Origin of the sequence: Paenibacillus sp. VT-400, from assembly GCF_001029205.1 — a bacterium.
Taxonomy (GTDB): Bacteria; Bacillota; Bacilli; order Paenibacillales; family Paenibacillaceae; genus Paenibacillus; species Paenibacillus amylolyticus.
In genome coordinates this window covers 2,026,755-2,040,928 of the sequence record NZ_LELF01000067.1, presented here as the reverse complement: position 1 = coordinate 2,040,928, position 14,174 = coordinate 2,026,755, and the positions used below count along the sequence as shown (strand labels likewise).

The following is a 14,174-nucleotide window of genomic DNA, read 5'->3' as shown; positions in this document are numbered from 1 at the left end:
TCCCATCCTCCTCAAACGTATCGAACTTTCTTTTTCTCTGTCTCTTGGTATAAATTATTGAATCTGTTTGGCGTTCTTCGTCACAACCGACAAATACTCAGCAGCCGTCAGCAGAGGCTGTTTATCCTGATTCGTCAGGCTGATAATCAGTGCTCCCTCCATCAAAGAAATGATCAGAAGTGCCGTCTCCCGCGCCTTCTCTTCACCAACGCCATCCAGAATCAGATGTTTCTTAATGACATCCTGCCAATCTGCAAATACACCCTGACAAGCAATACGCAACTGCTGACTAATACACGATGTCTCCACAGCTGCCCAGAAGCTGAATGGCAGAAATCCGGTAAACCCGGCTGCTTCTGTTTCATGAGCCAAATCATGAATAAATCTCTGAATGGCATCCCCCGTATTGTCGTGGGCTGCAAATGTTTTCTCAAATGTCTGCAAGATATGTTCATTGGCTTTTTGAATACACTCGTGCGCGAGCTCTTCCTTGCCTTGCGGGAAATAATGATACAACGACCCTTTCGGCGTACTACTCTCTTTGATGATCTGATTCAGACCGGTCGCATGATATCCTTGTGAAAAAAACAGTCTCGCTGCTGTGCTGACAATAGACTCTCTAGCATTAGACTTTTCACTCAACGAAAGCCACTTCCTTCAAATAATTATAACAATCGGTCTATATAATTAAACTCGTTCAGATAAGGACTGTCAATCATTTTTATTTCAAATTTTAATGTAAACGCTAACAGTTTAGGAGTGAGAAAATGAACCGAGCGACGGCTCATGGTCAGATCATGATAACAGCCGCTAATTTGGAGACAAAGCTCCAGATTAAGCGGCTGTTTGTTAGCTTGAGTATATTAAGGACTGTATATTAGTAGATATTGGAGTCATCTCCGTCTTAATGTACCTCCTCATGCACAGCTTTAGGAGTTTCACCTGTTCGTTTATTACCTGCCCACACGTCTTGCACGTAGCGTCCTTCGGCCTGAAGCTGAATGAGCCAGTCCTTCGCTTGCTGCACCGTTGCTCCCTGCACATCCTGATATGCTTGCTGTAAAGTCTCTTCTACCGCAGGAGCCATCTGGCTTCCATCCCCGCATACGTAGAGTTTTCCTTTGTTCATCAGCATGTGAATTAACTGTTCGGAATTCTCTTTCATTAGATGCTGTACATACGTTTTGGGCTTGCCCTCCGCACGAGAAAAAGCAGTGTGCAGCTTAACAATCCCTTGCCTTTCGTATTGTTCAAGCTCTTGACGATATATGAAATCTGAATCATTCCTGCACCCAAAGAACAGATGCGCCTCACTCAGAGACAAACCTCTCTGTTTCATAACAGCTCTCGCCTGGAGGAAACCTCTGAATGGTGCTACCCCCGTGCCTGGTCCCACCATGATCATCGGAACATCAGCCTCTTCCGACAGATGAAATTCGGATTCAGATGTACGTACAAACATGAGAATATCTTCTCCGGATGAACAACCAGCGAGGTACGATGAAGCAACTCCCTGGTATTCGCCTTTGCCACTCCATGCAGGCTCTCTTACTACCGATACGGTTATGCTTGCTTGCTCGGAATTCAGACTTGGCGAGCTGGATATTGAATAATATCTGGGCTTAAGCGGAGGCAATAGTTCAAGGAACCTTTCGAAAGGCAACTCACACGCCTCATACCTTTCTAGCAGGTCCAACATGGTGATTCGATTGGCAAGAATATCATCCCTGTAGCTGTTTTCATCCAACATGCCTTCCAGTTCACGCTTATGAGGTGGACATATCGTATGATTAGCCAACTCCTGCAACTGTGTTCTGGAGACTGGTGTCTGCAATTCCACACAATAAGCGAGCAACTCATGAATCTTGACGGGTCTGTTCAGTGGTAGGTGTGTAAGATGGCTGACGTCCGAAGTTAATTGGATCGGAGTATCCCCACGTAGTCCGAACCGACTGAGTATCCGATCCACATTCTGCTTCGGATTGCTAGGCAACACGCCGAGATGGTCGCCTTCTCTATAATTCATGCCTTCAGGCAGTAACACTTCGATGTGACGTGTGCTTCTTCCACTTCCCAGCGCCTGAAGCTCTTTATTGACTACAACCGTGGCATAGCTGGCATCATAAGTTCGTGCAAGAGGCATATCCGTTTTCTCGCGGACAAACTCCATTTGAAGTCTGCTGGCGCTTGGCTTCGAGGATTTGATTGCTTCCTCGCTAATCCCCAAGACACTCAACACCTGAGGCCACAACATATGCTGCCACGTCTCGACTTGTTTCTCCATGTCACCTCCGGCATCGGCTTCACCGCGGGATAACAGTCTTTTACCTCCCCATTCTTCAAGCCTCTCATCTATTAATCGAGGAATGCTCTGGTACGTCCCGGACCAACTCCGATCTCCACAGCCCAGAACGGCATAGTTTACATCCCGTGCTTTCTCTGACTCTGTTCCCTTTAACCAGTCTACAAATGCCGTAGCATTTTGCGGAGGTTTACCGTTATACGAAGCTGTGACGATAAGAACGACACCTTGGCGGGGAATGCGGCCAACACACTCATTCAGAGTGGCTGCTTCACTTGGGATTCCATACGAACGCCCTTTTTCCACAAGCTCTCGGGCAATGCCTTCTGCCGTTCCCAGATTGGAACCATATAACACCAGGAGCGAAGGCTTACCATCTGCTTCAACGGCCAGGATTTCTCCCCTCTGGCTGTCAATTGCTATATTTTTATGAACAACAGGAGCAGGTTTCTCTTCCACAGATCTGGTAGACTTATTCATCTTTTGTGACACTTCACGCGCTTTCACCTGGATCCGGAAGTCTCCCGGCTTCAATGTCAGCGTCTGTTTAACATCCAACTCATAGTTGCTATAATCGATCAACTCAAAATGTTTAAGGACCATGCCAAGCACAAGTGTTGCTTCATATAAAGCAAACTGCATGCCGATACATGCTCTCTCCCCATTACCAAAAGGTTTATACGCATGATGAGGCACTTTCGCCGTATCTTCAAATCGCTCTGGACGGAAAAGCTCTGCATCCTCTCCCCATGCCTCTCTGTCACGGTGTAGCTGGGGCAGGAGAATACTGCAACTTTCCCCTTTCTTCAAGGGATATTTGCCACCTATGACGGTGTCTTCTTTGGCATATACATCAAATCCCGGGGCTGTTGGCCAGAGACGAAGCGATTCACTAAGAATCATGCGAATATAAGAAAGCTGAAGAATTTCTTCGTACTGTGGTGAGTCACTGACCAATATCTGATCCACCTCGTCATACGCCTTTTGAAGCGATTCCGGATTTTTGAGTAGAAAGTAAAGAGCAAAAGATAACAAACCACTCGTGGTTTCATGTCCGGCAATGAGAAACGTAATAATCTGATACCGGATGTTCTCATCATCCAGCATTTCGCCAGTCTCCGGATCTTTGCCATTCAACATACGTGCGAGCAAGTCGACCTCTTCGGGTGCTGAACTCGCTTTACGTTCCTCTATAATCTGATCTACCAGAGAGAACATCGTCTGAATATCCGCTTGGAACTGTCGTTTGGTTTTCACCATAAGCAGATTCTGAATTTTCAAACGGGAACTCTTCTGCATAGCTTCATTTAATGCCCGAACCATGCTTTCAATAAAAGGACTGTGGTCCTGTCTGTAAAAACTGTTAAACCGATAATTGAATCCACATAGTCCAATGGTATCCAACGTAAGGCGTGTCATATCATCCGCAACATCAATCGTATCGTTGGAATTGAGGCGTGCCCACTTATTGATCAACTGTTCGGCAATATCAACCATCATCGGATGATAACCTTTCATGGCCTGTTTGCTGAAGGTGGGAAGCAGAATGTTATGGGCCTTTTTCCAATTGGGCTCCGATGTTCTGCTTGTAAATAAACCATCGCCTCCAAAGGCACGTACATTATCGAGTTCATTGTATACATATTTGTCAAAACGGGACACATCGCACAACTCAGCGACAAGATCTGGTCCAGATACGATTAAACCGGAATAACCGGGAACCGTAAGTCGATATATTGGTCCATGCTGTTCAGCCAGGACACCTAGCGACAGCGTTGGTTTCTCTTTATCTATCAAAGGCAGATTGCCAAGTGGCCCATACATTTTGGGCTGTGGAACATAAGTTGCATCACTCATGATGATCACCTCTTAACTGTACACCGTGGAGCAAGGTATTCGTTAGCCATGTGATGGCTGTTCCGCTTTCATTCATAAGTGATCTCTCCTTTGATGATTTTATAAATGATAGTTTTTTGTATCATTTGATAATATAATAAATCAAAATTGATTTAATATCAAATTTTCTTCCGGCTGAATTACTTTTAATTGAACCGTTCAACGTTTAAATTGAATAACAACAAATAGAGGATTGCATATGCAATCCCCTACTGTATGAACCAATGACGCTATGATTTTATGACGCTTTTTAATGTATTCTAATGATGACTTGGCTCATCCCACTTCTCGAAATTCAATTCATTATTAATGCTCACCGCAGACAATGCCCCCAGAGACGCAGCCGTGATTGCCTGATACATCTCGGATGCTGCATCACCAGCACTGTATACACCCGCTACAGATGTTTTGCCGGAAGCATCAACGATAACCGTTCCTGATTCTGTAATTTCACAACCGATGGCCTTTGGCAGTTCTGATCCGGTAAACAGTTTCGGTTGGAAGAAAACTCCTGTGCATGGAATCGCTGTACCGTCATTTAGTACAACTTGATGTACCATTCCTTCTTCAGAGTTAATGGATTGAATCGGTGCATCGAATACAGTAACATGATGCTGCTTCAGTTCTTCACGCTGCTCATCGGTTAATGAATCTGATCCATTCGTACAGATCGTATAACGTTCTGTCCAGCCGGATATGACTTTTGCCATATGTAATGCCTTATCTCCACTAACGATGATGACTAGCGCTTGGTCTCTTAACTCCCATCCATCACAATATGGACACACAAACGCACTTTTACCGTAAACTTCTGTTAATCCGTTAATTTCCAAGGGAAGGTCCTTCTTGCCTACCGCAAACAAAATCTTTTTCGTGCGATAACTTGCCCCCTGAGTAGTCTTAACTACAAAATCACCATCGCTACCTGTTATCGCAGTTGCCGTATCGGATGCAAATTGAACTGAGGGATACGCTGCAATCTGTTCTTTGGCAGCTTTCCGGAATTCACGTGGACTTGCCCCATCTCTTGTCACAAACCCATGAGTCTCCCTTGTAACCCAGTTACGCGGTGTCTCATCATCAATGACCACAACGTTCTTGCGGGCCCTGCCAAGTACTAGGGCTGCATTAAGCCCCGCTGGTCCTCCACCAATAATAAGTACATCCAAGAGTTGATTCATATTACTCATACTATACACCCTTTCCAGACATTTAATATCTCTAATTAAGTTTTAAAAATAACCTCCGCTTTCTCTTAAGAAAGTAATATCGGAGATTTACAAGAACAAATTTTAAACAAGACTATTAAAGATATCTTATATCTACAATAAACAAAACCTAACCATTTTGCAACATATATCTTTAACTACGTTCTTCAATCCAATCTGTGTGAGTTGAATAAAAGATTATTTACACTTACACTACAATGACAGAACAAACTTTAATCACTGTTATACCCGGATTTTTGGATTCTCTCCTGTAACACAGAAATAATTATTTAACAATTAAAAACAACCTTGTTTTTAAATTGTTCACAATCAAATGACATTATTTTAAATACTAAAACGTTAATTAAATCACATAGTGTATTGAATGGTATAATAGCGACATAATATACAAGTATAGATATAGGAAGTGAGTTCTTGAAAACATTGAACAATGGTTCACAGACCAATATCAGCCTGGAGTATAGCTCGATTCCGAAAGTATTCTTCGATACGATCAAAATCGGAATCATCAAGTCCAACCTGATCGCCATGTTTGCGGGTTTAAGTTTGGCTTTATATGTATTTGATGCTTCAATCTTAGCTAATATTGTACCAATCATCCTTTCCTTTATTGGATCTTCTCTCATTATTGGAGCTGCAGGGGTGTTTAACAACTTGTATGATCGTGATATTGATGCGATCATGGAACGTACGAAGAAACGTCCTACCGTTACGGGACGCGTAGATACCAAGTCGGGTCTAATTCTCGGTATTGCAATCACGATCATCGGGGGCATCATGTTGTATATCGCTTCCCCATCCGCTGCTGTATTTGGTATTTTGGGTCTGTTGCTGTACGTGTTCCCTTACACGATGTGGACCAAACGTACAACGATCTACAACACGGAAGTGGGAAGTCTTTCGGGTGCTGTGCCTCCACTCATCGGTTGGGCAGCCATTTCACCGGAACTGGGTCATTTCGAGATCTGGGCATTGGTCGTTACGATGCTCTTATGGCAAATGCCTCACTTCTACGGGATTGCGATTCGTCGTTTTGACGAATACAAAGCTGCTGGTGTTCCCATGCTACCCGTTGTTAAAGGCATCAGACGGACATACATTCAGACAAATGTGTATCTGGTACTGTTACTGATCTCCAGCTTTTTATTCTGGCCGATGAGTCCATTTGTCGCTATTGTGGCATTTCTGGTTAGCTTGGCTTGGCTCATTCTCAGTGTGGCTACCTTTGACAAGAAAGAAACAGAGAAATGGTCCAAACGGATGTTTATCTTCTCCATTAACCATATCACTATTATCTTCCTGGTCATCATTGCGTATTCCTTGATTGCTCAGATGATGAGATAAAAATATTCCATCTTTCCACTCGTTATAACGATAAAAAGCCTTACAGACTGTCCTCTTTCAAGGAGTCGTCTGTAAGGCTTTTTTGTTTTTTTATTATCTTTTCTAAATTTTCAAAGCTATCCAACTTTGGCGGGGGTTTGTTCCCCTTGCCACAGCAGCTGCATCTCTTCATTGGTGGCAAGCAATTCGACCAAACTTCCCTCGGCTTCAATGCGTCCATCTTTCATCACGATAATGTGATCTGCTTTGGAAAGTGCTGCCCTGCGGTGAGAAACTGCAATGCAGGTGACATCCGGCTCTTGGAACAGCCCTTCCCATACTTGTTGTTCTGTCTCCACATCCAGTGCACTCGACAGGTCATCAAAGATAAACAGGTCCGCCTCCGTCATTAACATGCGTCCTGTGGCCGCGCGCTGAATTTGCCCGCCTGAAAGCATGACTCCTCTTGGACCAACCGGGGTCTCAAGCCCCTGATCCAGATGTTTGATATCCTTCTCCATCACAGCCAGACGAATGGCTTTTTCAAGGGCTTGCTCGGTGTTACCCTGTTTGCCCTGGACGATATTTTCTTTCAACGTATCACTGAACAATCTTGGCACTTGAGGGGTATACGCAGCTCTAGGCGGCATCAGGAACGTGGCTGGATCAACAGCTGCTCCATTCCAGTGAATGTCCCCTTTTTGTTTGGGTAACAATCCCAGAAGTGTGCGTACAAGTGTTGATTTACCTGATCCAATCCGTCCCGTAATCACAAGAAATTGTCCGCGTTTCAGACGGAAACTGATCTCTTCTATGCCATTTGCAGAATTCGGATATCGATATGTCAGCTTTTTCACCTCAAGAGATTGCAACTTCTCCTTAGGGTCCCTCTGTTCACTTACAAGTTCCGGCGGATCTTCATACAGATAGATTTCCCTCGAATCCATGATCTGGTCTTCTTCCCCTGGGCGGAATAGCTTACGCATACGATCATAGGATACCTTGAGCCTTTTGTGCTGAAACACCATATAACCAAACAGTGAAATACTAAATCCGATATTGGCCAAATAACTGGTGAATAAGGCAAAATCACCTACGGTAAAGTTCCCTGCTTTCATCTCAGCTGCACACATCAGTAGAATCAATCCGGTACAGATACTTAGAACATGCTGATTCATCGATCTCATCCACTGCTTGAACAGATTGTCTCGAAGTGCAGCCTGGCGACGATCTTCATTCAACTGGTTGAAACGTGTAGAGACATTCTCTTCGGCCTGACCCAGTTTCAGGGCTTGCACTGCTCCAAACGTTTCCGCAATAAAACTGGTAATTCGCCCAGTCGATTCTCGATTAACCTGTGCATATTTCCGAGCCCGATTTCCGGACAGGTTGTTAAGTAAGGTAACGACCACCAACGGCAGCACGGCAACCAATGTGATCTGCCAATTAATGTTCGCCATAATGACGATAGACACAACAGCAAATACAAGACGTCCCCAGAAGTCTACCCATGATTCCACATACTCGACGACTTCATCCACATCATCCCGAAAGCGACTCATCGCTTCCCCTGGTGAAGCCGGAAGATTACGTCCCGGCCAGCGCATGATTGCTGCGAGCATGTTGGTTCGCAAAATCGCCTGAACATGATATAGATACGTAACCCATGCATAGAAGGCTACAAAAAATGTGCCCACCCGTGCCATTCGGACCAAAGCAATAAAGATTAGCGGCACAGCAAGCCACATGTAGTCAGTAGAACCCGCTGTTGTGCGATCAAAAAACCATTGCATTCCAATACCAATGGCTAGCGGTAAGGAGTGAAATATACACCATAACAATCCGTTGATTATAAACAGCAAAGGCCTGAATCGAAACAAACGGCCTATAAATCCTGCTACAGTCATGCCAATTCCTCCTCTCGGCCTGTAATGAGCAGTCTGGCATAGTGAGATGCCGGGTTACTGGCAAGTTCTTCTCTCGCTCCAAATTCCAGTACCTTCCCATCACCTAGCACCATAATCCGGTCCACTTTCTCCAGTGTAGCCAGTCGGTGAGCAATGATGACTCCGGTGGATTGTTTCATTAACTGGTCAATTGCAGATTGCAGCATACCTTCGGTCGCAGCATCCAGACGTGACGACGGCTCATCCAGAATAACCAGACTCGGTTCGGTCAGGAATACGCGGGTTAAGGCAAATAACTGCGCTTCCCCTGCCGACAATGAAGCTCCACCTGCAGCCAGATACGTATTAAGTCCTTCTGGTTGTGAATTAATCCATTGGCTAAGTCCAAGGCGATCCGTCGTTTCCTTGATCATCTGATCCGATACATCCCCATTGAACAGGGTCAGATTGTCACGCAGCGTGCCATCAAACAACTGTACATCCTGTGTCACCATACCCACCCGGCGATAGAGTGCTTGTAACGAAAGCTTTGTGATATCCGTTCCACCTACACGAATCGTACCCCGATCCAGATTATACAGCCGGAGAAGAACACGACTAAGACTCGATTTACCGCTACCTGTGCGACCGATGATTCCTAGACGTTCTCCAGGTTTAATGGCAAAAGTAATGTCCTGCAATACCGGTTTATCCTGGTTATAACTGAAATGTACCTGACTGAATTCCAGACCAAGAGGTCCTTCCGGCAATTGCTCCTCTGTACCCTCTTCAATCACACTATGCATGGACAATAGCTCTCTGGAGCGCAGCATGCCTGATTTTGCTTTTTGGAACTCCTGCACCTGATCTCCAAGCATCTCAATCGGATCATTCAGCATCTGCGTATATTGGTAGATCAGAAATAATGTTCCGATACTAATTAGACCTTCCATATAATAATGCACACCCAGCAAAAGCACCGCAGTGACCGCCAGTGCGAACAGAACTACTGTGGTATTCCACGGAATAACCCGTAGCAGCCAGGCTTTTCTCCCCTTACGGAATACCGTGCGCATCGTGCGGTAAAAGCGGTTCATCACATAAGGCACATGACCATTTGCTTGCACATCTTCAATCCCGGCAATGCGTTCTTCAATTAATCCGAACAGAGAGGCACTTGCCGCACGTTCATTTTTGGAAGAGTCCACGCCTAGATTTCGGATAAAGACCATGAAAAGGATCGATAATAATGTGAACACGGTCATCACCAAAGCAATGGGCACATTAACACTGAACATGAATCCGAGAATTCCGGCCAGCAGCACAAAACTCCCGATCACTTGCACAATGAACATTGCGAAAAAATTGGAGATACTCGTTACGTCACCATCCACACGTTCAATCATCTCTCCAGGTGTTTTCACATTATGAAAACGCATATCAAGACGCAGACAGTGCTTCAGCAAATCTCCGCGCAGTTGATTCGTGGCCCGCCAGGCCACGTCGTTCCCCAAATAACTGACCGCTACCGTGATGAGTTGATTAAACACGGCAACAACCAGAAATATTCCTGCGAGCTGAACAAGATTGGTGAGGACTCCACCACTTGCTGCTGTATCAATAAATCGTTTAATAATCTGTGGATTCAAAAGCTGAAGCCCCGTTGATGTGAGTAACATGATTAAAAGTAAGGCCAGCCGTCCTTTGACTGGTTTTAGATAACGCAGCAGCCATGACATGGAGCGTTTCTCTGTTTTGGGCACAGGTCCCACCTCTTTATCGGTTTATTTAATTGTTCTTGCCTATTCATATTTGTTGATGATCTTAACGACAGCAAATTTGCGATCACTAGGATGAGTCATACATAATGACATTAAAATCGGGATTTCCCGCCCATAATTGATATGTAGAAAATATGTTGACCATTGTACATTCTCCTTTTTAACAAGTTAGTTTTTTATAAAATAACGCTCCAAACGCTCCTTCCCATGTGAACAAATTGGGTGAAATGCATGCAAAAAAGCCATAGATGAACTAATGTTCATCTACAGCTTGTAGCCAAAAGAGATCGAATGAAATGCAAAGCATTTCCCGTATCTCCTCTGCATCGCAATAATGATGAGCGTCCACGACAGAGGTGCACAAACATGACTGTCCCAACGCGATCATTGCAAAAAAATTGGATTAATGTCACTATGCTCATGCGTATTCAGTTATCGATTCGAAATCTGTATAGGCATAAACATAATCATCATCCCACCCGTTTCACATATTTGTTGTTTATTGTATTCGCTGGACTAACATTCGTCAAGATAATTTTAACTGAATTGTTATTTAATTCATATCATTAATATTTTCAACTTCCGCTACATACTTAATGATGTGGATTCGGCTTGCTTCTCTCTAACAACAAGACGTCTATGTGCGATCAGAAGAAAAGGTACTCCCAGTGCAGTTGTCAGCGCAATAGGTACAAAAACGGCCAGCCCATTCTCCGCTCCAAATTGACTTAGCAACAACCCTCCCATGACAGGAGCAATGACACTACCGATATTATTGAAGCCGATGGTACCGAAATACGTCCCTTTCCATTCCGGCTTTGCAATCCGGTCGATGAGCATATCCATCATCGTGAACAACAATACTTCCCCAATAGTAAATAGTATGACACTCATCATCATCATGAGTACACCTTCAGCGATTCCAACCATCATCAGACTGGTTGCAACCAGCAGGTTACCCACAATCAGAGGAACAAGCGGTGGAAAGTTTCGGAAGGTTCGCACAAGCGGATACTGAATAATCAGTACCGTCACGGCATTCAGGGAAAGCATGTACGAGAACATCTGACTTCCATTTTCAAAGATCGGGCTCCTCGCCAAGTACTGTGCCAACGTAGAACTAAAGTGCCCGTAACCCAGAACACAAAATGTGGTACCGATTAATACTGGCAGAAACACCCGGTCGCGACCGGTGGTTATGAGTGCTTCACGCAAACGTGGTGCGGTTGCCTGATGACGCTCTGGCAGATTGGCATGCTGTAGCTTGAATTGAAGAAATAATACAAGTCCATAGGCTATGTATATCAAGCCGGAAATCACAAATGGGAACGTTGATTCAGATGATCCCAGCTGAAATCCGATAATTGGCCCAAAGACTACACCGAGATTAACTGCAGCATATCTGAGGTTGAACACCAGCAATTTGTTCTCCGGAGAAGTAATATCCGATAACAGCGCTCTGGAGGTGGGCTCAAATACTGCGCGGCATAATCCGTTTAACGTATTGGCAACAAAGAACACCCATAGATGCTCTGCTGCTGAAAAGATAAAAAACACACCTGCCCAGCTAAATACCGAGATTAACATCACGATTTTGCGACCGATCCGGTCCGAAATATAACCTCCATAAAAGCTGACCATGACACCTGCCAGCGAGCTAACGGCCACAGTAATACCGGTCTGGGTCGGTGTAGCATCTAACACACGTGTCAGATAGATGGATAGAAACGGGATACTCATGGACGTCACAAGACGTCCAAACATGGTTCCGATAATGATCGTCCATGCCAAGGGGTGAATCTGCCTTAAATATTGCTTCATGCGAACTTCTCCTATTCTTTCTAGATGCTTCAAAAGCGGACTTTTTGAACAACCTCTACTAATGTGTAATTGTAAGGATAAAAGGGGGAAAGAAAAGTGTAAACATATGATCACACTTTTCACCTTTAATAGAGGAGTCATGACCATGGATACCCTGCATACACACTTTATAAGGCTTGCTGGGGCCGAACAACTTTCATTCAAACTTCATGAACCTGTAGCGGTAACGATTGATAGCCTGTCCGCTGCCTTGTGCTGCACCCCTCGTAATGTGAAATTCATTCTCAGAAAATTGGAGGAACAAGGCTTTATCCATTGGCAGCCTGGGCGTGGTCGTGGACATCATTCGGAGTTAACAATGCTGCGTAGCATGAATGAAGCGTTGGAAGCGAGTTTTACCGAACTTTTGGGTAAAGGCAAAATGAAAGATGCCATTGAACTCATCGGAACCGTTCAGATGGATGATACATTGCGAGAACAGCTCATGCTCTCCCTTCATCAACAGATGGGATTTCACGGCCACGATGAAACTGCCTCTGGTCAGGATATCCTGCGCATCATGAGGTCACGCCAGTTAGGTGATTTGGACCCAGCCTTTGTTTATACTGCATTTGAAACCTACCTATTAAGCCAGGTCTGTAATACGTTGATCACTTATGATGCCAAGACGGAATCATTCCTGCCAGCACTGGCTCACATGTGGGAATGCAGCGAAGACCATTGCTTATGGACCTTTTATCTCCGAAAAGGTGTACGTTTCCACAATGGTCGTGTCATGACGTCCCGGGATGTCCAAGCGACGTTGCAACGCTTGATTGATGTGCAAAGTCCGTCCATCTGGTTATATCGGGATATTGAACGTGCGGAAGTAGCTGGCGATTACTGCATCAAGTTTGTTCTACATCGTCCTAATCGATTTTTCTTGCATCTGTTCAGTTGTATTCGGATGACAATCCTGCCCAACGATTACAATGTAGCCAATACATTGGTAGGTACCGGTCCTTTTCAGATCTCTGAGCTGAATGAAGATGTGCTGGAGCTTACCGCTTTTGATGCGTACTACGGCATCCGGCCACATCTGGATCAAGTCCATTTCTGGTTTGTGCCTGACCTGAGTCCGAATGATCGCTATTATGAGCTACCGGGTACAGATCGATTAAGTCTGGCAACAGGATGTGATCAGACGAACAGTATCAATTATCCGGCGCTGGGTTGTCAGTATATGCTGTTCAATTTTCACAAAGAAGGTATTCATCATCATCCCCTATTTCGGCAAGCCCTGCGTATAGTTTATGATTCGGTCGCACTTGTCAGAGATCTGGGCGGGAATCGGATTACACCAGCCAGCAGCTTCCTTCCCTGGAGAAGTGCAGCCCAAGACTGGACCGTTGCTTCTCTTGAACATGCTCGTGAATTACTGCATAACTGTGGGTACCAGGGTGAGACGGTAACATTATCGTATAAGCATAATAAGGATGCAGACGTTGCGGAGTGGTTCCAACGTCGTGCAGCGTCCATCGGTCTGAACATCAGCTTGCAGGCCGTTGTGAATTACTTCAACTCAGAGGAGACCACGAACGCGCAATTGATCCTCGCTGAAGAGATACTGGAGGAAGATTGGCAGTACGGCATGATTCATTTTTTCAAAAACCTGTCCAACCATTTTCATATGTGTATGTCTCCTGCATACCAGTCTCTACTGGATGACAAACTGGATCATTTCGCAAAGTTCCATCGGGAAGACCGTACTGCGCTCCTGGATGAAGCTGAAGCCTTGTTACGTGATCACTGCTGGATCTTGCATGGCTGTCACATGAACAAGCAGGCTGAACTGGATCAGAGCATCTTCGGCATGCAGGTAGCAGAATTCGGTTATCTGGACATCTCCAAATTGTGGATCAAAAATCCTTAGAGATTTGTCCTTAGTCGCATCTGT

General features: G+C 44.9%; 8 protein-coding genes. 2 read left to right on the top strand and 6 right to left on the bottom strand.

Features of this window, described 5'->3' with window-relative positions; translation table 11 throughout:
* Nucleotides 1-54 precede the first annotated feature (54 nt).
* From EL84_RS19770 to EL84_RS19760, 3 genes are all read right to left on the bottom strand, one after another.
* Nucleotides 55-642, bottom strand: a complete 588-nt coding sequence (locus EL84_RS19770) for a TetR/AcrR family transcriptional regulator (RefSeq protein WP_047842796.1) — start codon at nt 640-642, stop codon at nt 55-57.
* Between the two features lie 262 nt (nt 643-904).
* Nucleotides 905-4,159, bottom strand: coding sequence for a bifunctional cytochrome P450/NADPH--P450 reductase (locus tag EL84_RS19765; RefSeq protein ID WP_047842795.1), 3,255 nt, complete (start codon nt 4,157-4,159; stop codon nt 905-907).
* A gap of 299 nt (nt 4,160-4,458) precedes the next feature.
* Nucleotides 4,459-5,379, bottom strand: coding sequence for an NAD(P)/FAD-dependent oxidoreductase (locus tag EL84_RS19760; protein WP_047844295.1), 921 nt, complete (start codon nt 5,377-5,379; stop codon nt 4,459-4,461).
* A 462-nt stretch (nt 5,380-5,841) separates the two neighbouring features.
* Here EL84_RS19760 and cyoE point away from each other — a divergent pair, with 462 nt between their 5' ends.
* Nucleotides 5,842-6,771: a heme o synthase gene (cyoE, locus tag EL84_RS19755; protein ID WP_036608378.1), complete on the top strand. Its 930-nt coding sequence runs from the start codon at nt 5,842-5,844 to the stop codon at nt 6,769-6,771.
* Nucleotides 6,772-6,887: 116 nt separating this feature from the next.
* Here cyoE and EL84_RS19750 read toward each other — a convergent pair whose 3' ends face one another.
* The 3 genes from EL84_RS19750 to EL84_RS19740 form a co-directional block, all read right to left on the bottom strand.
* The gene (locus EL84_RS19750) at nt 6,888-8,657 is read right to left on the bottom strand and encodes an ABC transporter ATP-binding protein (RefSeq protein ID WP_047842794.1); all 1,770 of its coding nucleotides are present in this window, start codon (nt 8,655-8,657) and stop codon (nt 6,888-6,890) included.
* Nucleotides 8,654-10,399, bottom strand: a complete 1,746-nt coding sequence (locus EL84_RS19745; protein WP_047842793.1) for an ABC transporter ATP-binding protein — start codon at nt 10,397-10,399, stop codon at nt 8,654-8,656. The genes EL84_RS19750 and EL84_RS19745 overlap by 4 nt, the downstream gene beginning before the upstream one ends.
* Before the next feature lie 603 nt (nt 10,400-11,002).
* On the bottom strand, nt 11,003-12,238 hold the full coding sequence (locus EL84_RS19740) for an MDR family MFS transporter (RefSeq protein ID WP_047842792.1): 1,236 nt from the start codon (nt 12,236-12,238) through the stop codon (nt 11,003-11,005).
* 145 nt (nt 12,239-12,383) lie between these two features.
* On the opposite strand from EL84_RS19740, the gene EL84_RS19735 reads away from it, so the two are divergent.
* A complete protein-coding gene (locus EL84_RS19735) occupies nt 12,384-14,150 on the top strand; it encodes an ABC transporter substrate-binding protein (protein ID WP_053061543.1) in 1,767 nt (588 codons plus the stop codon).
* The last annotated feature ends 24 nt before the right edge of the window (nt 14,151-14,174 follow it).

Coding starts and splice junctions, on each gene's coding strand:
- EL84_RS19740 (WP_047842792.1), bottom strand. CDS start 12,238: ATGAAGCAATATTTAAGGCAGATTCACCCCTTGGCATGGACGATCATT.
- EL84_RS19750 (WP_047842794.1), bottom strand. CDS start 8,657: ATGACTGTAGCAGGATTTATAGGCCGTTTGTTTCGATTCAGGCCTTTG.
- EL84_RS19765 (WP_047842795.1), bottom strand. CDS start 4,159: ATGAGTGATGCAACTTATGTTCCACAGCCCAAAATGTATGGGCCACTT.
- EL84_RS19760 (WP_047844295.1), bottom strand. CDS start 5,379: ATGAATCAACTCTTGGATGTACTTATTATTGGTGGAGGACCAGCGGGG.
- EL84_RS19735 (WP_053061543.1), top strand. CDS start 12,384: ATGGATACCCTGCATACACACTTTATAAGGCTTGCTGGGGCCGAACAA.